Here is a 21406-nt window from a genome sequence, read left to right on the forward strand (position 1 = left end):
TCAGCGCTGGCCGGGTACGAGAGGGACGGCGTCGTAGTCCCAGTAGGGCGGTTCCCGCGTGGGGTCGACGGCGACCACGACCACACGTGGCTCCGGTCCGTCCTGCATGATCGCCTCCTCCAGCGCCCGCCGCAGTTCGCCGGACGCGGTCACCGACCAGGTCTTCGCGCCGAGCGCGGCGGCGTAGGCGGCGAGGTCCGGGCGGCCGATGTTGTAGAAGTGGTTCCAGTCCTTGTCCGGGAAGTACGCGGCCAATCCCTGGTCGGCCATGGCGTGCGTGTTGTCGTGGAGCACGATCCACACCGCCGGTGCCTTGTGGACCGCCGCGGTGGACACTTCGCTGCCGTGCATCAGGAACGCGGCGTCGCCCGTGATCGCGATGCACGGCAGGTCCGGTTTGGCCAGTTTCGCCCCGACGACCGCGCTGACCGCGAACCCCATCGGCCCCATCGCCAGCGAGATGTGGAACTCCGTCGGCGGGTCGATCCGGAGGTAGCGCAGCGACCAGCCCACGCAGTTGCCGCTGTCGACGAAGACGTGCGCGCCGTTCTCGAGGTCACGCAGGATGTCGTTCACGGCGGCGGTCAAGTCCGTCGGTTCGACCGTGTCCGGCCGATCGGCGGCCCGCCGGGGATCCGGCCGCGGCAGGCCGGACTTGATGCCCTCGATGCGCTGGCGGCGCTGCGTGGCCGAGTAGGGGACCGGGCGGTGCCGGCTCTGCTCGTGCAGTGCCTGCACGACCCGGCCGACGTCGGCGACGATGCCCTGCGTGACCGGGAAGGCCCGGCCGATCGCCGACTGGTCCAGGTCGACCTGGATGAACGAGGTCGTGGGGATCAACTGGCGGTCCCACGACAGGGTGGGCCACAGTGTCGGCGAGGTGGCCAGCTGGCCGAGCCCGGACCCGAGCACCAGCAGCGCGTCGTACCGGTTCTCCTCGTTCGGCGCCCGCAGGTACGCCTCGGTCCACGGGTTGCAGGACAAGCCGTAGTTGCGCAGCGAGAGCCGATGGCTTTCCGGGAACAGTCCTTTCCCGCCCGGGGTGGTCATCACCGGGATGTCGAACCGTTCGGCGAACTCGATCAACTGGTCCCTGACGGCCTGGTCGCGCAGGGCCCGGCGGCACCCGTTGCCCAGGAAGATCAGCGGCCAGTCCGCGGTGAGCATGCTGTCGAGGGCGACCTCGACGCCGTGCGGGTCGCTGCTGGCGGGCACCACGCGGTACTGGTCGGTCGAGACCGGGAAGTGGACGGTCGCCAGCTCTTGGCGCGACACGTCGACTGGCAGGCTGACGTGGGCGGCGACGCCGGGCACGGACCGGGCGTCGCGCAAGGCCTGCTGGAACAGGGTGCTGAAGTTGGCCGCGTCGTCGACGAGGACACTGTGGCCGTTCGCGGCCTGGTAGACCGCCCGCACATCCAGCTCGCAGTCGACGCCCTCCTGGAGGAAGCCCTTCCCGAAGTACGCCCGCCCCACCTCGCTGGTCACAGCCAGCAGGGACGTGCCGCTGTAGTGGGCGTTCAGCACGCCTGTGATGGCGTTGGTGGCCCCAGGCCCGGCGGGGACGATGATCACGCCGAAGCCGTTCTCGTGCACCCGGGCGTAACCGTCGGCCATGTATGCCCCGCCGCTCTCGTGCCGGGGCAGGACGTAGGTCAGCCCACTCCCACGCAGCTCGTCCAGGACGTACACCATGGAACCGCCGGGAATGCTGAATACCGTCGTGACTCCCTCCAATACGAGGTATCTCAGCAGAAGCCGGGCAGGCGTGATCTTGTGCAGAACTTCGTGGTGACCGGCGAGGTGTCCGGGCCGCCCGGAATATGAGGGTTCTTCAATCTGATCGATGGTCGACGATGGGGGTGAACCGTTGTCGGTCATCGTTCGATTCAACCATTCCTTGCGGGCGAGACCCACGCTTCTGTACCGTGATGGGGAATCGGTTCGCCCAGTCGATACCGTCGAGCGAATGTGCACAATTGGTCGAGGAGGGCAGCGTCATCGCCATTGTCGACTGCAGGGACGGCCGTCAGGACACGTCGGACGACCCACTGGGCGCCACGGCCGCGCTCGCGCTGCGCTCGCTCGCCGCCGTACCGGCGTTCAGCGGCCTCGACCAGGCGATCGTCCGCAGGCTCGCCGCGGTCTGCGGGTGCCGCGACTACCCCAAGGGACAGGTGATCTTCCACCGCGGCGACCCCGCGGACTGCCTGTATGTCCTCGTGCGGGGCGAAGTGATGATCTCGGTGCTCTCGCCCCACGGCGACCGGATGGTGGTCGCCACCTGCGCGCCACCGGAGGTGTTCGGCGAGATCGCGCTGCTGGACGGTGGCACGCGCACCGCGTCGGTCGAAACCCTCACGCCCACAAGGGTGTTGACCATCTCGCGAACGGACTTCCTCGCCCTGCTCCGCGCGCACCCGCCGCTGATGGAGTCGCTGCTCCAGGTCGTGGGCAGGCTGTTCCGGCAGACCTTGGAACGCAGCAGCGACTACGTGTTCCTCAACCTGCAGGGCCGGGTGGCCAAGATCCTGGTGCAGCTGGCATCCGCCCGCGGCGTGCCCACCGAGTCGGGGGTGAGCGTGGAACTGCGCGTCACCCAGGCGACGTTCGCCGACATGGCCGGCGGTTCCCGGCCGATGGTGAACCAGATCCTGCGCGGCTTCGTCAACCGCGGATTCCTGGCGGTTCACGGGCGCGTGGTCGCCATCCACGATCTCACCGGACTTCGACGGCAAGCGGGACTGTAGCCGCGGCCTGTCACATTTCGAACAACGCGACGGTCAGGTAGCCGACAGCGTCGAGGAACTGTCGGCTGAATACTGTGCGGACGTACGAACCCGCGTCAAGCACGGAATGTCGCAATTGTTTTTCAGGGACCACTCTTTCGGGTAGTGGCCATCCGCGAACGGGTTGTTTCTTTTGCTTGGCGCGCAGCCGCTACTCCGAGAGGGGTGCTCAGCATGGGTGATCAGGAAAAGCACGACGTGGCCATCGTCGGCGGAGGCGTGTCCGGGCTGTACGCGGGCTGGCGCATCCTGGCCGACGCGCGCACGCGTGGTAAACCGGTGCCGCGCGTGACGATCTACGAGCTGGGCGACCGGATCGGCGGACGCCTGCAGACCTGGCTGCCCTTCGGCCCGGACGGCGGGATCCGCGCCGAGCTCGGCGGGATGCGGTTCCTCGACAACCAGCAGCTCCTGTGCACCCTGCTGGCCGAACTGGGCTTCGCGCGGCAGGACTTCCTCCCGTTGCACGGGCACGGGCCGAACCTGCGACTGCTGTTGCGAGGGCGCGGCACGGCGCTGACCACGACCACCCCCACCAAACGCTACAAGGTGTCGTCCTCGGCGCGTGACAAGCAGGCCGCGGACGTGCTGGCCGAGGTGATCACCGAGGTGCTGGGCACCGAGGAGAACCGGCTCGTGCTCAAGGCCCTGATCGGCAAGGACTGCCCAGCCGACCGGCGGGAATGGGACGCCGTCAAGGCGGAGCTGACGTGGCACGGCCGTCCACTGTGGGACGTGGGGTTCTGGAACCTGCTCAGCGACGTCCGCAACCCCGAGACCTACCAGTACCTCTGTGACGCGTTCGGCTACTACAGCCTGGCGGGCAACTGGAACGCGGCCGAGGCGATGGAGGCGCTGCACCTCGACTTCACCCCAGGCCTGCACTACCTGACTCTGGCTGAGGGCATGCAGGCGCTGCCGGACACGATCGCGGAGCACCTGACGCGGCTGGGTGGCTCGGTCGAACCGGGCACCAGGCTGGCCGGATTCGACGTCGGCGCGGACGGACGGCCGTCCCTCAAGCTGGTGACGGGGCCCAGTACCCGAACAACCGTGGCCGACCAGTTGATCCTTGCTCTGCCACGCCGTTCACTCGAACTGCTGGCACCGACTGCGGCGTTCGACCTGCCAGGTGACGACGGGCTGCGTCGACTGGTGCAGGCGGTCACGCCGAACCCGGCGTTCAAGCTCTTCCTCTGGTACGCCGACCGGTGGTGGGAGCGCCGGGGAATCACCCAGGGCAGGTCCGTGTCGGACCTACCGATCCGGCAAACCTACTACTTCGCCCCGGACGGTCCAGTCCGGCACTCCGCTGGCCTGCTCATGGCGTCCTACGACGACGCCAGGGCGGTGGACTCCTGGCACGGCCTCTGCCCGACTGAACGCGAACTCGCCACCGGCCGCGACGAATTGCACACCGCCATGCGGAACTTCGTCCAACGGCACCAACTCGGCGGAGCGGCGCATGACGTCCCCCGTCCGCCGCCACACCTCAGCCTGGCCACCGAAGGGATGCGCAGACACGCCACGTCCCAGTTGGCGCGGCTGCATGGCGTTCCGGAAGACCACATTCCCGATGCGGATGTCGGTGCGTTCGCCGACTGGACGCCCGACCCGTACGGCGGTGGCTGGAACTTCTGGAACGTCGGCGTCGACGTGCGCACGTCGATGGCGCGGATCAAACAGCCACTCGGCCCCGGCACTCGCGTACACGTGGTCGGCGAGGCGTATTCCGGTCTGCAAGGCTGGATCGAGGGCGCGCTGACAGCCACCGAAGTGACTCTTCAGCGGCACTTCGGGGTGCGGCAGCCCGACTGGTTCCCCACCGGCTACTACCTCGGCTGGTAGGGCGCGATGTGCGGTTGACGAACGGCCGCTCAATGACCGGCGTCAGGCAGAGGCGGCGGCCAAGGCCTCAAGCTCGGCGTCGGACAGGCGCAGATCCTGTGCGGCGAACTGCGCCGGCAACTGCTCGGCAGTGCGCGCGGAGGCGATCTGTGAGGTCACGGTCGGTTGCGCCGCGAGCCACGCCATCGCCACGGTGGCCATCTCCACGCCTCGCGCCGTCGAGACCTGCTCCAGCGCTTCGAGAACCTTCACGCCGCGCTCGGTGTCCGCGTAGCCACCGGCCATGCCGGGTATGTTGCGTACGTTCTCGATGTTCTTGCCGGGGCGGTACTTGCCGGTCAGGAAACCGGAAGCGAGCGCGAAGTACGGAACGCACGCCAGCCCTTCGCGCTGTACGATCTCCTTTCGCGGTCCCTCATAGGTTTCGCGCGAGACGAGGTTGTACTGTGGTTGCAGCGCAACGAAACGGGCCACGCCCTCGCGGTCGGAGAAGGCCAGCATCTCGGAAAGCCGCTCAGGGTTGATGTTGGAGGCGCCGATGGCGAGCACCTTGCCCGCCTGCACGAGTTCGTCGAGCGCGCCGATGATGTCGCCGACCGGAATGGACTCGTCCCGGTCGTAGTGGATGTAGTACAGGTCGATGTGGTCGGTGCGCAGCCGCCGCAGCGACTCGTCCACAGCGGCCCTGATGGTGGCCGGCGCGAGGCCGAAGTGGTCGGGGTGGTCGCCGACCTTGGTCGCGATGACCATGTCGTCGCGGTTGCCCCGGGCGGCGAGCCAGTCGCCGATGATGGTCTCGGACTGGCCAGGCTCGTTGCCCTGCTCGGGAAAGTAGTTCATGTACGAGTCGGAGGTGTCGACGAAGTTGCCGCCGCCCGCGACGTAGGCGTCGAGCACCGCGCAGGACTGTTCCGTGTCCGCGGTCCAGCCGAAGACGTTGCCACCCAGGCAAAGCGGTGAAACGAGAAGGTCGGACGAGCCGAGCGAGCGGAGATTGGCCACACCCGATTCAACCACGTGTTCCGGGGCCCGCATTTCGGGCGGGGAAAGCTTGCCCGGCAGTGGGTGTTCGATGTGCCCGAAAATCCCGAGTCGGGCATTTCGGCGGCAATGCTTCGCTCTTTCGCCGATGCGCCCCCGCGGTGATCACCGCGCGGCGGCGCGCGAGAGGATGCCGCGGACGACGACGTCGACCGACCAGGCGAACCGTTCTTCGCTGGTGCCGGACATGAGGTCTGTGCGTGCGGCATGGATGCGCGGGTACTCGTCCTGCGGCGCGCGATTGATCGCTTGGCCGACGGGGCCGTCCGGTGCTCCAGGGTCCGAGCCGTGCGCGTGTTCTGCCGCGATCGCGGTGACGAGCATGGTCAGCATGTCGATGGCCCATGCCGCGTTCGCCTGGTCGACGCCGGCTTCGTCGAGCAGTCGCAGGAGAGCTTCGGCGATGCGCAGCGCGTTGGGCCCCACGGCGGTGGTCTGGAAGGCCATCATCGCGACAGCCGGGCTGCTGACCAGGACTTCGGTGTAGGAGCGGAGCAGACCGTCGAGACGGTCGCGCCATGAGCCCGCTGTCTGGTCGACCTCGACGGCTGCCAGTGCGCGGTCGACGACGAGCGCCTGGAGCTCGCTCATGTCGTTGACATAGGCGTAGAGCGAGGCGGGGCCGGACAGGAAGAACTCGTTCGCCGCTTGGCAGGCGAGGCCGCTGAACTCCAGGTACGGTCGGCGCAGCCGCTGGGCCAGTGCACGGCCCAGCTCCAGGTGCCGCCGTGCCTCCGCGAAGCTGGCCGTCCAGTGTTCGGCGCTGTCGAGGCTGATCAACGCGAACGCGCGCAGATCTTCGGCGAGGCCCCCTGGCCGCGCCGCGTCCTCCGCCTCGATCATCTCCTGCAGCTGCCGTCCTCGTTGCGTGATCGCGGACAGGTTCCCCAGCCTGCGTGCCAGCATCAGCCGGACGATGCCGAGCAGGAGCCGTGCGGACGGCAGCGAGTCGGTGGCCCGCTCCGCCAGCGCCGGATACTTCTGTGCTGTCCCGACCGATCCGTGCGTGAGCTCGTCCACAGCGGACAGGGGCCGCGAGCACGCTGTCCGCCGCGACCACGTCGTCGGGGAATCCCGTGAGCAGGTCGTGTGCGGTGCTGGCCTGACCGTCGAGGTGCATGACGGGCCCGTGCTCGGCGAGCAGCCGGGCTGCCAGCGGCCAGTCCTGCGCGGCTTGGGCATGCCGGATCGCCTCGGCCGCGTATCCGTGCGCGGCGAACCAGTCAGCGGTTTTCCGGTGCAGCACGGCCGCATCCGCCGACGCCGTGCGGCGCAGTTCCAGCCGCGGCAGGTCGGCGAACAACCCGTGGTAGCGAAACCACGACCGGGTCGCGTCCACTGCCGTCACGAAGGCGTTCGACTGCTCCAGATCTCGCAGGATCCGCTCGCCACCGCTGCCCCCGGTGAGCAGATCGGCCAGCTCCCCGTTGACTCGCCCGAGCAAGGACGTCCGCAGCAGCAACTCGCGCACCGCGCCGGGCTGCCGTTCCAGCACCTCGCTCAGCAGGTACTCGGCGACGGTCCGTTCACTGCCGGTGAACTCCGCCACCAACCGCTCCGGGTCCGGGTTCCCGGCAAGGGACAACGCTGCGAGCCGCAGCCCCGCCGCCCAGCCCTCGGTCCGTTCCCACAGGCAAGCCGAGGCGGGCGCCGACACCGCCACCCCGGCCGCAGCCAGCAGCTCACGGGCCTCCTCCAGAGAGAACCGCAGGTCGGACGCACGGATCTCGGTCAGCTCACCGTCGAGCCGCACGCGGTGCAACCCCAGCCGGACCTCCTGCCGGGTGATGAGGACGAACCGCAGCGCGGACGGTGCCCGCATGATCAGCAGTTCCAGTTGCCGATGTGCTTCGGGTGAGGCGATCTCGTGCACGTCGTCGAGCACCAGCCAGACCTGGTCGGTCAGCGGCGCCAAGTCGGTCAGCAGGCGCTCGGCGAGCTCCCAGCCGTCGAGATCCGGTGCCGCCGTCAGTGCCCGTACCAGCGCCGATCCCGGGATGGCGCCGCGCAGAGCGTCGAGCACCGACAGCCAGAACCGCTGTGGATCGCGCCCGACCGCGACCCACGCGACGTGCTCACCGATGCCCGTTTCCTCGATCCATGACCGGACGAGGACTGTCTTCCCGCTGCCTGCCGGTGCCGAGACCACGGCTACCCGGGCGGACCGGGCGAGTCGCTCGGACAGCACGGGCCGCGGCACGACGGATGTCATGGTGGAGATCAAATCACCCTGATGGTGTGAGGCCCGCTCACCCCGCCCGCCCGGAGAGTGGATACCGGGCACGGGTCCACGGATGTACCAGGGAGCACAGAGCATGCGAGCGGTCGTGAACACCGACGACGGAATCCGCACCATCGAGGTCAACGAGCCAGGAGGCGCGGGCGTCCGGCTGTCCGTCGCCGCGGCCGGGATCTGCGGCACGGACGTGCAACTCGCCGGTATCGGGATGGCGGGCTTCGTCTACGGCCACGAGTTCGCCGGAGTGGACGAGACCGGCACTCCCCATTTCGTCGAACCGACCATCCACGGTGGCGAATGTGGAGAGTGCCGCGGCGGCAACCCGCGGCGGTGCACCGAGCCCGGCCACGGAAACCTCGGCGTCTTCTCCGACGGCGGCATGGCTGAGGCCGTCGTGGTGCCGGAGTACACGCTGCTCGCGCTGCCCCCGGCATTGGACGTGAAGGACGCTTGCCTCATCGAGCCAGGCGCGGTCGCCTGGCACGCGGTGCGCCGCGCCCAAGTGCGACCAGGTGAACGCGTTCTCGTGGTCGGCGCGGGGACGATCGGGCTCCTCGCCGCGGCGGCTGCCCAGGACCGGGGTCTCCACGTCGACGTGGACACCCGCTACGACCACCAGCAGGCGGCGGCCGAGCAACTCGGATTCGGCGAACCGAGCGACGACTACGACGTGGTGATCGACGCGGCAGGCAGTGATTCGAGCCTCGCGCGCGCCGCGGACGCGGCTCGCCGCGGCGGCCGGATCGTGCCCTTGGGCGTGTACATGGACACGATGCCGATCCCGGGCACCGCGGTCAGCCAGGTCAAGGAACTCACGTACGTCAACAGCATCGCCTACGGCCGCCACGACGGCGTCCGCGAGGTCGAGGAAGTCGCGGCCATGCTGGCCCGGAAACCCGGCATCGCGAAAACCCTGATCACCCACCGGTTCCCGATCGAGGATGCCGGGGAAGCCTTCCGCGTCGCGGCCGACCGCGCCGCCGGATCGATCAAAGTGGTCATCGAACCCTGATCACGACGTCCGGCCCCGGCTCAGGTCAGCATTGCGCCTCGGTCGGGTGGGCACCCGCCACCAACCGTGCATCCGGGCTGTGGCGTGCAGGCCGACCCATGTGCCGAAGCCACGGCCCGGTGGCAGCGGATCACAGCGAACGCAGGACGAGTGCCCTGATCTGCGGTTCGACCTTGGCTGTGGTGTGCGCCATCACGACGACACCGAGGTCTTCGCTCGGATCCGCCCACCACGTGGTGCCGCCCGCACCCGGCCACGTCACCTCGCCGACCGAACCCGGGGTGGGCGCGCCACCGATCCGCCGCCGCACCGCGAGCCCGATCCCGAAACCGTGACCCGGGTTCCAGCCGCGCTTCTCCAAGCGGCTCGTGTCCGTGCCCTGGGCGAGTTGGTCCGAGAGCATGTACTCCGCGGTCTTGCGGCCGAGCAGCGGCTTTCCCTTTGCCAGCAGCATCTGGACGAACCGGAGGTAATCACCCGCGGTGCTCACCAGTCCCGCTCCGCCGGAGTGGAACCGGGCGATCGACAGATCGGGCAACTCGTGCGGCGGCAACGGACGAGCGAACCGGTCACCGCGCCCCTCCGGGATACCGAACGTGGTGTCCGGCATCCCCAGCGGCGCGCAGATCTCGTCCCGCAGGAACTCGCCCAGTGACGTGCCCACGATGGACTCGATGATCAATCCCGTGAGGTCCAGGCCCCACCCGTAGTGCCACATCGCACCCGGTTCGTGCAGCAGGGGCAGGGTGCTCAGCCTGTCGATGAACTCCTCGCCGGTCAGGTCCGTCATCCCGTCACCGACCGCTTCCGCGTACAGCTTGTGCACCGGCGTGTCGCCGAGCAGGCCTTCGGGCATGCCCGCCGTGTGGCGGAGCAGGTCGAGGACTGTCGGCTGCACCGGTTGCCCGGAGAACTGGGGAAGGTACGTGCCGACCGGCTCGTCCAGTACGAGCCGGCCCCGTTCGACCAGCAGCAACGCGGCGGTTGCGGTGATCGGCTTGCTCATCGACGCGATCCAGAACAGGGCGTCCGTCGGCATCGGAACGCCACCGGCCTTGTCCCGGTAGCCGAACGCTTCCAAGAAGACCACCTGGCCGCGGTGCACGACCCCCACCACCGCGCCCGGCAGCCGATCGGCCGCTACCTCCGCCTCGATGAACTCCGCCAGCCTCTCCATGGTCGACATCATCGCATCGCTTCGACCGCCGGTTCATCGGCGGTGGCGGATACCTTCCCGCGCATCGCGACGGTGTAGGTCACTGCGGCGACCACCAGTCCCACGGGGAGTGACAGGTCGATCCCGCCGACGGCATCGGCCAGGAATCCCGTGTACAGACTGGGAATGGAGATGCAAGCGAAAGCGGGTGCCGCACCGGCGACCAGTGCGCCGACGCCGGCCCAGTTGACGCCGCCGACGTACCAGAAAGGCCCGCCTTTCGTCTCGTCGCTGAGGGCGTGGCCGTCATAGCTGTTGCGCCGCAACAACACGTCGGCGACGTAGATGGCCATCATCGGACCGAGCACCGCGACCATCAGTTGCAGTGTGCTGCTCACGGCGTCGAGGAAGTTCGACACCAGCAGGGCGTACATGGTGAGCAGGACGCCGATGGTGCCGTCCAGCAGGACGCTGCGAGACCGGCGCATGCGGATGCCGATCGCCTGGATGGCGAGGCCCGCGCTGTAGATCGTCATGGCGTTGTTGGCGATCGCGCCGATGATCACGGCGATCAGGAAGACGGGATCGAACCACTCCGGCAGCATCCCGGCCAGCGCGGTCTGCGGGTCACGCATGTCCAGTGTGGTCGCGGCGAGTGCGCCGAGGACGGTGAAGAGCACGCTCGGGATGTAGGCGCCCAACGCGGTCCACCCGGCGACAGCGGCCGGCTTGGTGGTTCTCGGCAGATACCTGGCGAAGTCCGCACTGTTGTTGTAGGACAACGCAGCCGACGCCACCAATGCCAGGCCTGCGGCGAGTGCCGCCCACAACTCGACGCCGTGCAACGTGTTCCGCGGCTGGTAGGTCCAGTCGGTGTGGCCGAGCACGAACGACGCCAGGACCGCGAACACGACTGTGAGGACGATCGACAGGAGCGGGTACAGCTTCACGATGGTGGCGTGCCCGTAGACGCTGATCACCAGCGTCACGGCCGCGATACCGATGATGACCAGTATCTTCCCGGCAGTGTCCAGGTCCAGCCCGTATCGCGAGAACAGGCTGAACGCGGTCACGGACGCCGCCGACCAGTTGAGCGCCGCGTAGCACACGGAAATGAACCAGCCGTTGACGCCGATGACGACGCGGTTGGCGCGAATCCCGTACACGGCCCGGGTGATCACCTCACTCGGCGCACCCGCCGCCGGACCGCTGACCGCGACCACGCCGACGAGGATCCAGCACAGGTTGCCTGCGACGATCACCACCAGCGTCTGCCACAGTTCCAGGCCCATCAGCACGAGCGCCCCGCCGACCACCAGGCTCAGGTAGCTCACGTTCGGAGCCGCCCACACACCGAACAGGTCACGTGCGCGACCGTGACGTTCGTCGTCGCCGATCACGTCGATCCCGTGCGCCTCGACGCGGCTCGCACGGCCAGACTCAGCGGCCGGACTCATGACTGCGCCCGGTGGGCTACCCGGCCGTCGACGACGGTCATCGCGACCGGCAGGTCCGCTGTCTCCTCGGCCGGGCAAGCCAGCGGATCGCCGCCGAACACGGTGAGATCCGCGCGGAAGCCCTCTCGGACACGGCCCGCCACCTGCTCCTCGCCGACACCGTACGCGGCCCACGTGGTGTAGCCCGCGAGGCTCTGCACGGCGGTGAGCGCCTGGTCCTCTCCGACCGGTTCACGGCCGTGGTCAGCGGCCGGGCGACGCAACCGCGCCCCGGCCATGACCACTCGCGGGTCGTAGTGGGCCACGGGCCAGTCGGATCCCAGTGCGACACGTCCACCCGCCCGCACGATGTCGGCACAGCGCCAGCCGTGCCCGCAGCGCGGGGCACCGAGCCGCTGCGACCAGTTGTCGGAGTGATCGGGCAGCGTCCAGTCCATGTGCGTCGGCTGCATGGACGCCACCACGTCGAGTTCGGCGAAGCGCGAGATGTCGTTGTCCGACAGCAGTTCCGCGTGCTCGACGCGATGCCGTCCCCGCTTCGGGCGGCCGACCGCCTGGTAGGCGTCCAAGACCTCCGTGACGGCACGGTCACCGATGGCGTGCGTGAAACACGGCAAACCGATCTCCACCACGCGGCGCACCGCGTCCCGGTACTGCCGCACGTCCATCCACATGGGACGGGTGCCGTCGCCGGCGCAGTCCGGGTGTTCCAGCCAGGCCGAGCCACCGTCGATGGTGCCGTCAAGGAAGAACTTGACCGCCCCGGTCCGCCATTTCGGCCGTGCCCGCGAAGTGCGCACGGCGTCCACCGTGTCCTCGACTCTGTTCGGGAACATCCACGGTGCCAGCAGGACGCGCAGCGGCAAGTGGCCCTGCTGGTCCAGTGCGTCCAGTACCGCCTCGGTTCCGGACCAGCTGTCCGGTACGTGGATGCCGGTGATGCCGCACGCGGCCTGGTCGGCGAACAGCGTGGCCGCCAACCGGGCGATGTCGTCCGCCGAGGGCGGTGGGACGGCGGCGTAGCCGTGCATCACCGCGGCCATCTCGTGGAGCTGCCCGGTGGGAACGCCCTGGTCGTCGACCATGATCTCCGACCGGTCGCCGAAGCTGATCGGCCCGGTGATGCCCGCGAGCTGGAGCCCTTTCGTACTCATCAGGGCGTTGTGGGAGTCCATCAGCCACAGGAACGCGGGCCGCCCGGAAACGGTGTCGTCGAGGAACGCGGCGAAGCGGCCGTTCGCGGGCAGCGCGCTGTACTCGACACCTTTCACCACCACCCACGCTTCAGGAGGCAGGCCTGCGGAAACGTGCCGCAGCAGATCCTCCAGCCCGGCCACGCTCGTGAGCCCGGCGGCGTCGATGGCGCCGGCGTCGGCGATGCCGTGCATGGGGTGCTGGTGGGAGTCGACCAGCCCAGGGGTGACGACCAGGCCGGACGCGTCGATCACCTCGGTCCGGGCACCGATGTGCGGACGCACGTCATCGGCGTCGCCGACCGCGACGATCAGGCCGTCACGCACGGCGAGAGCCTCGGCGGTCGGCCGTGACGGGTCCATGGTGTGCACGGTGGCGCCGCGGATCACCAGGTCAGCCGCGGTCATCGGTCGGCTCGGGAACGAGTCGGGCCTGTCGGGTTGTCGAACACGAAGCCTCCAGCGGCGTCGTCGGCGGAGTGAGGCGGGTCACGTGGCCTGGGACATTAGGTCTCGGCACAGGGCCGGGTCGATGGACACGAGGTTGAAATTCGCCGGATCGGGTGGACACTCTGTCCATGCCGTTGACCGTGGACGCCCTGCTCTCGTTACGTGATCTCCGCCTGTCGCTGGTCGCGGGAGCGGCCGGGCGAAGCCGTGTCGTGACCGCCGCGCACGTGTCGGAACTGCAGCGGCCAGGGGAGTGGCTGCACGGCGGGGAACTGCTGATGACGGCAGGTGTGGTGCTGCCCGCGGACCCCGGGTCGTGCCGCGAGTTCGTCCAGGACGTGGTCGGTGGCGGCGCGGCGGCACTGGCGTTCGGCGTGGGTCACGGCCAGCCGTACCGGCAGCCGCCCGCGGGACTGGTGGACGCCGCCGAGGAGGCAGGGCTGCCGCTGCTGGTCGTGCCGGACGAGGTGCCGTTCATCGCCGTCACCAAGGCGGTGTTCGCCGTGCTGGCGGCCGAGGACCGCCGCGCCCTGGAACACACGATCGACGTGCAGCGCAAACTCACCGTCGCGGCGACCTCCGGTGCGGGCCTGAACGCGATCCTGAAGGTGTGGCTGGACGCGACCGGCCGCGCCGCCGTGGTGACCGATCTGCTCGGCCGTGAACTGGCGGCGGTGGGATCCGCGGCGCCGTCGCTGCTGGCCGCGGGCCGTGCGGCGTTGGACGAGGTCAGCGGCCGGGGCCTGCTGGGCAGTGCGTCGGTGGAGGTCGACGGGCTCGCCGTGGGTGTTCAGCCGATCGGTGCGCGACGGCTGCGCGGGCACATCCTGCTCGTCCGTACGCGGCAGCCTCAACTGGGCACATTGGACGCCGCGCTCGTGTCCCTGCTGACGCTGGAGCTGGAGCGCCGGCACCTGGCCGACGAACCGCTGCGGCGCGCCGGAGCGGAGGCGATGGCCAGGCTGGCCGCCGGTATGCCGGAGGACCAGATCGAGCCGATGCTCGCCACATTCGGCCTGTCCACGCCGAGAGTCCGTGGCCTGGCCCTGCGAGCGCGGCGAGGAGAAGCAGGCGACCTGGCCGCCGACCTCGCTCTCGTGTTGCCCGGAGGCCTGGTTCGCTGCGCCGGCGACACCGTGGAAGCCGTGACCACCGAGGAGGTGGACGTGGTCGCGTTGCTCGGCCGGTTCGCACGGGGATGCGCCGCGGGAATCGGCGCGGCCCTGCGGCCACGAGCAGCCGCGGTGTCACTGCGACAAGCGCGCGCCCTGCTGGGCAGCAGCGAACGGCTCGGCCGTCCGGCCGAGGCAAGCGAGCACAGCACCAGCAGGTTGCTGCTCACTCTGGGTTCACCTGAACTGCTGGCCTCGTTCGCCGACACCGTGCTGGCACCGATCGACGCGGCCGACCCACGTGGGCAACTCCTGGCAACGCTGCGCGCATGGCTGGACGCCAACGCCGTGTGGGACACCACCGCACAGGCCCTCAGCGTGCACCGGCACACCGTACGCAACCGGATCGACCGCATCGAGAAGCTCACCGGCCGCGACCTGGCCATCGCTTCCGCACGGTACGAGCTGTGGCTGGCACTGGAAGCCCGGGAGGCACTCGCCTACGCCGACACGACCGTGCACTGAGGACTCGGCAGCAGTTGCCGGACTCGGCCATGCCGACATGCGGGCGAACCGCTGGGTTTGACGGATCACACGGACAAGATCAGCACAACTCCCTGGTCGCGTTGAGCGGCGTGCTCCAGGCGGTCCAGTTGCTGCAAGGCGAACGACGTCAGCATGTGAACGTCGTAGCCGTCGAACGGAACAACCTCGTCGTCGAACTCGTACAGTTCGGACCAGGGGACCGACCGGGCCACCTCGAGTACCTTGTGGACGGTCCTCGGGCGCAGGGTGTAGAGCGACGGGTCGTTGCCCGGTGGCTTCGTGAGCCCTGAGTCGGTGAGCAGGCACTGACGGTCGAAAGGCACGGGAATCTCGTCGCACAGCGCGAAGAGCGGCAGCACGGGTTCGCACGCCCGGCGCAGTTCGGCTGGCAGCGCGGGGCGGAGAGCGTCCGTGTAGAAGTCCGCCACCAGGTGGAACGCTCGTGTGCCGCACCACAGGTCGGGGTCATCGGCATCGGGCAGACCGGGGAGTACCTCGAGTTCCGGCGGGATCGGCAACGGCAGGCCTGCCGCCTCGTACCGCCGGTTGCGGGCCTGGACCGCGTCCCAGTAGAACTCAAGGCCGGTTTCCCGGTACCTGGCGACGGCCGACTCCCAGTCGATCGTCAGGCACATGATGTCGATGCCCATCAGGACCCGTTTCCTGTCACCGGTCGAAGCCCGCGTCCGCGAGGACGGGGTCGAGTGCGTCGAGGCTGAGCACACAGGTGTCGTTGTCAGCGACCGTGACGATGCCGACCACCTCGCCGAGGTCGTCGAGTACCGGCGCGCCCGCGCAGGATGGCGGGATTCGCAGGCTGGTGATGAACAACCGGAGTCCGCTCGAGGCCACGGACCCGATGCGGTTGACCAAACCGACCTCGTGCGTCCATGTGCTTCCGCCGGTTGGCCGCGGTACCCAGAGTTGGTCCCCGAGGTGCACCAACTTCGGGTATCCCAACGGAAGTACCGCGGCACTCACTGGTTTCGCCAGCCGCAGCACAGCCATGTCGTTGTCGGCCGACTCCGGCAGGTAGACGCGTTGGACGGCCCTGGTGCCGTCCGTGCCTGTGTCGATGAGAACCGGCGAAGGGTCGTCAGGAATCGATGAGCGGCTGGTGACCACCAGTCGTTCATCGATCAGGAAGCCCACGCCTGCCTGGGCAGCGTCCTCGGCGAGGATGCGCACGAGCCCGGCGGGTGCGTCGCCCGGCCGGTTCGCCTGCACGGAGCGCAACGCCCGGTAGCCCTCGGCGTCGCCGACCTCGGCCAGGCAGCGGGCGTGGCGGCGGATGTCGTCGGGATCGGTTGGCGGGGCGGGTATCTCGGCGAGAGCGGCCAACGCCTGACGGTAGTCGCCCGCGGCGCAGTGACCGCGGAAGCGCAACAGCGGGTCGGGTTCGTTCATCGCCAGCCGTACCAGCACGGCGTTCCAGCGGGCGACCGTGGTGGTGAGCCGGTGCAGACGTCCGGTCGCGGCGCGCAGTTCGTCGGCCAGCCGCGTGGTTTCGGCACTGTCGCCGGCCGGCTGGTCGAGGTGGTCGAGTGCGGCGAGCGCGACGTCCCGTACGGCGCGCCGGGCCAGGTCCAGATCCAGCTCCGTCTGCCCCGCCTCGCGGAACATCTCCACGAGCAGGTGCCGCGTCTCGGCGTCCTCGGTGCCGGGTGAGGGGCGGTGCGTTGCCTGTCGGTGCCGGAACTCCTGCCAGGCCGCGGCGCTGTCGTCATCCATTGTGGACACGGCGAGTCCGCGCAACCGTTCCCGCGCGTCCGCGAGATCCCGTTGCCGCCGTTCTTCCTCACGCTGGAGCTCGTAACGCCGGGTCAGATCGGAGATCTCCGCGGGCGACAGCAACGTCGTGTCCGCGACGCGGATGGAGTTGGACTTCCCGGTCGCCTTGTCCTTCGCGGTGACCGACAACATGCAGTTGGCGTCGATCTCGAAGGTGACCTCGATCTTGGGGACGCCCTTCTCCGCCGGCGGGATCCCGGTCAGTTCGAACTGGCCGATCTTCGACTCCTGGTCCAGCGATCCGTTGAAGATCTCGATCCGCACCACGCTCTGGTTGTCCTCACGCGTGGTGTAGACGTCCGAGCGCGCGGTCGGGATCTTCGAGTTGCCGGGGATGAGCTCCGACAGGTGGTCCTTGTCGTGCTCGTCGACGATCCGGATCCCCAGAGCCAGCGGAGTGACGTCCAGCAACAGCACGTCGTCCAGCGATCCGTCGCGCATCGCGCCGAGCAGCGCCGCGCCTGCGGCCACGGCGGTACGAGGATCGGAAACCACAGTGCGTGTCACGCCGACTGCCTGTTCCACCGTCTCCCGTACGAGCGGTGACAACATGGGACGGCCGACCAGCACGAGGTGTTTCGGGCTCACCGGTGCCGACGAGAGGAAGTCGGCGCACACCTTGCGTAAGGTCGCGAGGGGACCGGCCAGCACATCGGCCAGGTCGGTACGGCTCAGCTCCAGGCGCACGTCGTCACCCTGCAGGCTCACCATGTCGTAGGTCGCGTGTTCCTGGGCGGACAGGTCGATCTTGAGGCTTTCCGCGGCGATCGCGAGCCGCCGGCGCACCGATCCCGCCTTCGGGACCGTGATCCCTTGCCGCGCGAACCGATCCGTCAGCGCCTGGGTGATGGCCGCGTCCAGATCCCGGCCGCCGAACCGGTTGTCGCCGCCGACGGCGAGCACGTCGTAGACCTCGTCGCCGACTTCCACCAGGCTGATGTCGAGCGTTCCCGCGCCCAGGTCGACCACCGCGATCGTGTCGCCGAGCCGTCGTTCGCGGGCAGCGGTGATGCAGGCGGCCGTGGGTTCGTGGATGAGACGAACCAGGTCGACTCCCGCGATCCGGCAGGCCGAGTGCGTCGCTGCTTTCTGGTTGTTCCGGAAGTAGGCGGGAATCGTCACGACCACCTGTGGCCGGTCCAGCCGCAGGTCGTGGTTGCGTTCAGTCCAGGACAGCCAGTCCTCCCGCACCAGACCGAGTTCGGCCCGCGCCAGTTGCGCGACGCGTTCCCGCACCTGCCCGGCCAGGAAGGTCTCCACCAGTCCGCGGGCGTGCCGGATCAGCCGGGCGGCGACCTCTTCCGGCCGGTACGAGCGATCCCGGATCTTGTAGACGGTCTTGCGGCCCATCGCCCGTTTCGCCGCGTCGATGTGACCGACCAGCCACGGCGCGAGAGTCTCCTCGCCGCTGAGGCCGACCAGTTCGTCACCGTGCCGGTCCAGGCTCACCGTCGACGCGAAATGGATGCTGCCTTTCCACGGGCAGAACACAGGTTGCCTGGTCTGCGAGTCGTAGATGGCCGCGGCGCACGTGGTCGTGCCGAGGTCGAACCCCCAGATCGCACTGAAGCGCTTGTCGATCTCGGCACGGGCACGGCCGACCCACCCCTGCGCCCGTTCCTCGAAGCTGCGGCGATCCCGGGCACCCAAGGCGTTGAGCGCGCCGCTGACCTCGGTGACCAGATGCGGCGGTACGAGACCGTCGTCGGACAGTTGGCTCAAGGTCGACGCTGCCAGTGAACTCGAACCGTGTGCTTCGACGGCCACCAGACAGTGGCGCACGAGTTCGCTGTACCCACCAGTGCGGCGCAGGCACTCCGCGAGACGCGCGTCTTCCGCGGCTTCGTCGCCGAGCAGTTCGACCAAGCACCGCGCGGCTTCGGCGTGCTCACCGGCTCGCATGAACAGCGGAACGGCTCGTTCACGTTGCCCGATCCGGGTGTACAGCCGTGCGGCACCGGGGAGGTCCCCGCCGACCTCGCATGCCGCAGCGCGGGCGGCCAGCCCTTCGGCCGAGTTGTCGTCCCGCAGTACCCGGACGGCTTCGCCGAACTGCTCGGCCTGGACGAACAACCGGTTCGCCCGGAAGTACTCGCCGCCGTCCTCCGCGCGCCGCGCAGCCGTGTCGAGTTCACCGGCGGCCTCTTCGAACCTGCTCCACAGCCGGTACACGGCCTGCGGTCCGGCACTGCCGGGCTCGGCGACTCGCTCCGCCCAGAGGCGCCGGGTCGCGCCGAGCAGCGTGGCGCGCAGGTCGGCCATCTCCGCACGGCGACGTGTGAGCGCTTCGCCCTCGTCCGAAGCGCGAGCCAGGTGCGTGATCACTTCCTGGGTCAGGCGAGCCGCTTCGACGAACTCCTCCTGCTCCACCAGTTGGTGGATCCCAGGCTCGCACAGGTCTGCCAAGCGGATGGCCAGCGCGCCGCGGACCTTCACGTCGGCCGGTTCGTGGGCCAAACCCGCGCGTACGTCCTCGATCTGGGTGCTCAGCAGGCAGCACGCCAACGCACGGTCGACCTGTGCAGGTGTGCCGGCAAGGCGGACAGCGGCAGCGCCACGGCCGAGGAAACAGTGCACCTCGAACAGGCCGGGCTGAAGCTCGGTGGGGAGCCGGTCGAAGAACAACCGCCACATCCGGTCGTCCTGCTCGAACGAACTCCGCTCGACGTACCGGCTCAGCACACGTGTCACGGTGTCGGCGGTAAGCAGGCCCTGCCCGTGCCAGCGGTGGAAGTTGGCGACGATCTGGTTGGCGTCCCCGCCGAGGTGCTCCGTGATCCTGTCCCGTACCCGAATCTGCAGAGCGGGCAGCCCCGCACGTGTGGCCACGTCGAACAACACGGGCGACGCCGAGTCAGCCGACGACTCCGCCAGCCAGGGCTCGTCGGCTGTGGTGAACGGATACCGTTCCGACGGGATCCGCGCGTCGTACGTCCGGAACAAGGTCTCCGCTTGCGCGCTGTCCACACGCAACGCCACCCGCAGCGCCTGGCCGTACTGCCGGACGGCTTTGTCCGACGCAGCACCTGGTGTCTCGGCGAAAGCCGTGGCCAGCTGTTCGGCCATCCGCGACAGCCGCCGGTCCGCGCCACCGGCGATCCGGTCGCGAACCCGGTCGGTCCACCTCTGGTTCATCTGTGACTGGCCAATCGTCCGTGTGGTCGGCGGAGGCTAGGCGGGCGCGCCCGGGAGGGCTCCCGGTGGCACTTGGAACGCTTGGATCATGAGCGCGGCGAGGCGCCGGGACGCCGCGATCCGCGCTCCCGGCGTCCTCGCGCGGATGCCGTCGCTGGCCATGATCATCGGGATCAGGTCGTCGAGGACGACATCGGGCCGCAGACGGCCGGTGTCCTTGGCACGGCGGATCAACTCGGCCGCGGAGGTCAGCGAGCACGCACGGATGGCGGCGAAGTCCATCGCACGCGGGTAGGCGGACTTGACGGCCGCGGTGAAGCCGTGGTCGCGCACTCGCAGTTCGCAGAGCCTCTCGGCAGCGACGCGGAAGCCGCGCCAGGGATCGGGGTCGACGAGCCCGTCGTCCACGGCGGATCGCCATGCTCGCACGTGGCCGGTGTACGCCTCGGCGACCAGCATCTGTTTCGTCGGGAAGTGGCGGTAGACGGTCGCCGGCCCGACCTCGGCGCGCCGGGCGATCTCCCGGACCGGGACGTCCAAACCGCCGGTGCGGAACACCGCACCGGCCGCGTCGAGGATGCGGTCACGGCTGTCCCGGGCATCGGAACGCGAGGTGTGAGGCAAACGAGCGGTCACCGCTCTCACCTCAGACAGGTCACGGGCAGTGGACGTTACGGTCCACCGGTCGGTCCAGGTCGAACGGAATGCGGAGACACAGTGGGAGACATGGCTTCCAGCAGATACGAGGGAGACACCTGGGACCTCGCGTCCAGCGTCGGCGCGACCGCCACCATGGCCGCGGCGGCCAGAGCGATGGCGACCCGCGAGGATCGTTCGCTCATCGACGACCCGTTCGCCGAACCGCTCGTCCGGGCGGTCGGCGTCGACCTGTTCACCCGCCTGGCGACCGGCGAAGCGTCGCTCGAGCACGGCTGGATCGACATAGCCGAGACAAGGACCACGTTCTACGACGAGTTCTTCCTCGACGCGGCGAACGCGGGCATCACGCAGGCCGTCATCCTGGCCTCAGGGCTGGATTCCCGCGCCTACCGGCTGCCGTGGCCAGCCGGGACCGTGGTCTACGAGGTCGACCAGCCGCAGGTGATGGAGTTCAAGACACGCACACTGAGCGACTTGGGCGCTGTGCCCACCGCCGACCGCCGGGTGGCCGCGGCCGACCTGCGTGACGATTGGCCCGCTGCACTGCGCACCGCCGGATTCGACCCAGCTGAGCCGACCGTGTGGAGCGCCGAAGGCCTGCTGGGCTACCTGCCGCCCGAGGCGCAGGACCGCCTGCTCGACACCATCACCGGACTCAGCGCGCCGGAAAGCCGTGTGGCCACCGAGAACATTCCCAACCCGCGACCGGGCGACGAGGACAGGACAAAGGAACACCTGCACCGCATCTCCGAGCGTTGGCGCGCGCACAGCTTCGACATAGACATGGCGAGGCTGCGGTACTTCGGTGAACGCAACGAAGCGGCTCCGTACCTGACGGGTCTCGGGTGGTCGCTGAACGCGATCAGCGTCCGAGACCTGTTGGCCGCCAACCTCCTCCCACCCGTCGAGGACGACGACCTGCGCATGGGCGACGTGCTCTACGTCAAAGGTGTCCTCGACGCGGCGCCTGGATGACC

At 69.1% G+C, this 21406-nt stretch carries 15 protein-coding genes and 1 pseudogene; 6 read left to right on the forward strand and 10 right to left on the reverse strand.

Annotation, left to right across the window (positions count from 1 at the left end; genetic code table 11):
* The gene (locus AOZ06_RS24855) at window positions 1-1881 is read right to left on the reverse strand and encodes a thiamine pyrophosphate-binding protein (protein WP_083471901.1); all 1881 of its coding nucleotides are present in this window, start codon (window positions 1879-1881) and stop codon (window positions 1-3) included.
* A gap of 98 nt (window positions 1882-1979) precedes the next feature.
* Between AOZ06_RS24855 and AOZ06_RS56620 the strand changes: the two genes are divergently transcribed.
* Complete coding sequence (locus tag AOZ06_RS56620) at window positions 1980-2750, forward strand: Crp/Fnr family transcriptional regulator (RefSeq protein ID WP_054291607.1); 771 nt, start codon at window positions 1980-1982, stop codon at window positions 2748-2750.
* Between the two features lie 213 nt (window positions 2751-2963).
* Window positions 2964-4637: a flavin monoamine oxidase family protein gene (locus AOZ06_RS24865; protein ID WP_157233224.1), complete on the forward strand. Its 1674-nt coding sequence runs from the start codon at window positions 2964-2966 to the stop codon at window positions 4635-4637.
* Between the two features lie 42 nt (window positions 4638-4679).
* On the opposite strand, the gene AOZ06_RS24870 is transcribed toward AOZ06_RS24865, so the two are convergent.
* The 3 genes and pseudogenes from AOZ06_RS24870 to AOZ06_RS62480 form a co-directional block, all read right to left on the reverse strand.
* On the reverse strand, window positions 4680-5639 hold the full coding sequence (locus AOZ06_RS24870) for an aldo/keto reductase (protein ID WP_179950837.1): 960 nt from the start codon (window positions 5637-5639) through the stop codon (window positions 4680-4682).
* Window positions 5640-5783: 144 nt separating this feature from the next.
* Window positions 5784-6698, reverse strand: coding sequence for a TetR/AcrR family transcriptional regulator C-terminal domain-containing protein (locus tag AOZ06_RS24875; protein WP_054291610.1), 915 nt, complete (start codon window positions 6696-6698; stop codon window positions 5784-5786).
* A 298-nt stretch (window positions 6699-6996) separates the two neighbouring features.
* Window positions 6997-7500 (reverse strand): annotated as a pseudogene (locus AOZ06_RS62480) (winged helix-turn-helix domain-containing protein); the annotation flags it as partial.
* A 45-nt stretch (window positions 7501-7545) separates the two neighbouring features.
* Here AOZ06_RS62480 and AOZ06_RS24885 point away from each other — a divergent pair.
* Both AOZ06_RS24885 and AOZ06_RS24890 read left to right on the forward strand, forming a co-directional pair.
* Entirely contained in the window at window positions 7546-7782 is a 237-nt protein-coding gene (locus AOZ06_RS24885) for a hypothetical protein (RefSeq protein WP_054291612.1), read from the forward strand.
* A gap of 211 nt (window positions 7783-7993) precedes the next feature.
* Window positions 7994-8929 carry an NAD(P)-dependent sugar dehydrogenase gene (locus tag AOZ06_RS24890; protein ID WP_054296894.1) on the forward strand — a complete coding sequence of 312 codons (936 nt, stop codon included), beginning with the start codon at window positions 7994-7996 and terminating at the stop codon, window positions 8927-8929.
* A 130-nt stretch (window positions 8930-9059) separates the two neighbouring features.
* Here the strand turns inward: AOZ06_RS24890 and AOZ06_RS24895 are convergent, their stop codons facing one another.
* The 3 genes from AOZ06_RS24895 to AOZ06_RS24905 are packed head-to-tail and all read right to left on the reverse strand — an operon-like array spanning window position 9060 to window position 13143.
* Window positions 9060-10106 carry a serine hydrolase domain-containing protein gene (locus AOZ06_RS24895; RefSeq protein ID WP_169798978.1) on the reverse strand — a complete coding sequence of 349 codons (1047 nt, stop codon included), beginning with the start codon at window positions 10104-10106 and terminating at the stop codon, window positions 9060-9062.
* 8 nt (window positions 10107-10114) lie between these two features.
* The gene (locus AOZ06_RS24900) at window positions 10115-11542 is read right to left on the reverse strand and encodes a purine-cytosine permease family protein (RefSeq protein ID WP_054291614.1); all 1428 of its coding nucleotides are present in this window, start codon (window positions 11540-11542) and stop codon (window positions 10115-10117) included.
* Window positions 11539-13143, reverse strand: a complete 1605-nt coding sequence (locus AOZ06_RS24905) for an amidohydrolase (protein ID WP_054291615.1) — start codon at window positions 13141-13143, stop codon at window positions 11539-11541. The genes AOZ06_RS24900 and AOZ06_RS24905 overlap by 4 nt, the downstream gene beginning before the upstream one ends.
* A gap of 170 nt (window positions 13144-13313) precedes the next feature.
* Between AOZ06_RS24905 and AOZ06_RS24910 the strand changes: the two genes are divergently transcribed.
* Window positions 13314-14822, forward strand: coding sequence for a PucR family transcriptional regulator (locus tag AOZ06_RS24910; protein WP_054296895.1), 1509 nt, complete (start codon window positions 13314-13316; stop codon window positions 14820-14822).
* A gap of 65 nt (window positions 14823-14887) precedes the next feature.
* On the opposite strand, the gene AOZ06_RS24915 is transcribed toward AOZ06_RS24910, so the two are convergent.
* Genes AOZ06_RS24915 through AOZ06_RS24925 form a run of 3 tightly spaced genes read right to left on the reverse strand, consistent with a single transcriptional unit; the run spans window position 14888 to window position 20405 of the window.
* The gene (locus tag AOZ06_RS24915; RefSeq protein WP_054291616.1) at window positions 14888-15493 is read right to left on the reverse strand and encodes a hypothetical protein; all 606 of its coding nucleotides are present in this window, start codon (window positions 15491-15493) and stop codon (window positions 14888-14890) included.
* 16 nt (window positions 15494-15509) lie between these two features.
* Complete coding sequence (locus tag AOZ06_RS24920; RefSeq protein WP_054291617.1) at window positions 15510-19769, reverse strand: Hsp70 family protein; 4260 nt, start codon at window positions 19767-19769, stop codon at window positions 15510-15512.
* A gap of 36 nt (window positions 19770-19805) precedes the next feature.
* Entirely contained in the window at window positions 19806-20405 is a 600-nt protein-coding gene (locus AOZ06_RS24925) for a TetR/AcrR family transcriptional regulator (RefSeq protein ID WP_179950838.1), read from the reverse strand.
* A 90-nt stretch (window positions 20406-20495) separates the two neighbouring features.
* Here AOZ06_RS24925 and AOZ06_RS24930 point away from each other — a divergent pair, with 90 nt between their 5' ends.
* Window positions 20496-21404, forward strand: coding sequence for an SAM-dependent methyltransferase (locus AOZ06_RS24930; protein ID WP_054291619.1), 909 nt, complete (start codon window positions 20496-20498; stop codon window positions 21402-21404).
* The last annotated feature ends 2 nt before the right edge of the window (window positions 21405-21406 follow it).

Source organism: Kibdelosporangium phytohabitans (genome assembly GCF_001302585.1).
Lineage (GTDB): Bacteria > Actinomycetota > Actinomycetes > Mycobacteriales > Pseudonocardiaceae > Kibdelosporangium > Kibdelosporangium phytohabitans.

What these genes read in the sequence shown, in the direction of transcription:
- AOZ06_RS24900 (WP_054291614.1), bottom strand. Translation starts at nt 11,542, where the DNA reads ATGAGTCCGGCCGCTGAGTCTGGCCGTGCGAGCCGCGTCGAGGCGCAC.
- AOZ06_RS24865 (WP_157233224.1), top strand. Translation starts at nt 2,964, where the DNA reads ATGGGTGATCAGGAAAAGCACGACGTGGCCATCGTCGGCGGAGGCGTG.
- AOZ06_RS24915 (WP_054291616.1), bottom strand. Translation starts at nt 15,493, where the DNA reads ATGGGCATCGACATCATGTGCCTGACGATCGACTGGGAGTCGGCCGTC.
- AOZ06_RS24890 (WP_054296894.1), top strand. Translation starts at nt 7,994, where the DNA reads ATGCGAGCGGTCGTGAACACCGACGACGGAATCCGCACCATCGAGGTC.
- AOZ06_RS24895 (WP_169798978.1), bottom strand. Translation starts at nt 10,106, where the DNA reads ATGGAGAGGCTGGCGGAGTTCATCGAGGCGGAGGTAGCGGCCGATCGG.
- AOZ06_RS24930 (WP_054291619.1), top strand. Translation starts at nt 20,496, where the DNA reads ATGGCTTCCAGCAGATACGAGGGAGACACCTGGGACCTCGCGTCCAGC.
- AOZ06_RS24910 (WP_054296895.1), top strand. Translation starts at nt 13,314, where the DNA reads ATGCCGTTGACCGTGGACGCCCTGCTCTCGTTACGTGATCTCCGCCTG.
- AOZ06_RS24905 (WP_054291615.1), bottom strand. Translation starts at nt 13,143, where the DNA reads ATGACCGCGGCTGACCTGGTGATCCGCGGCGCCACCGTGCACACCATG.
- AOZ06_RS24855 (WP_083471901.1), bottom strand. Translation starts at nt 1,881, where the DNA reads ATGACCGACAACGGTTCACCCCCATCGTCGACCATCGATCAGATTGAA.
- AOZ06_RS24920 (WP_054291617.1), bottom strand. Translation starts at nt 19,769, where the DNA reads ATGAACCAGAGGTGGACCGACCGGGTTCGCGACCGGATCGCCGGTGGC.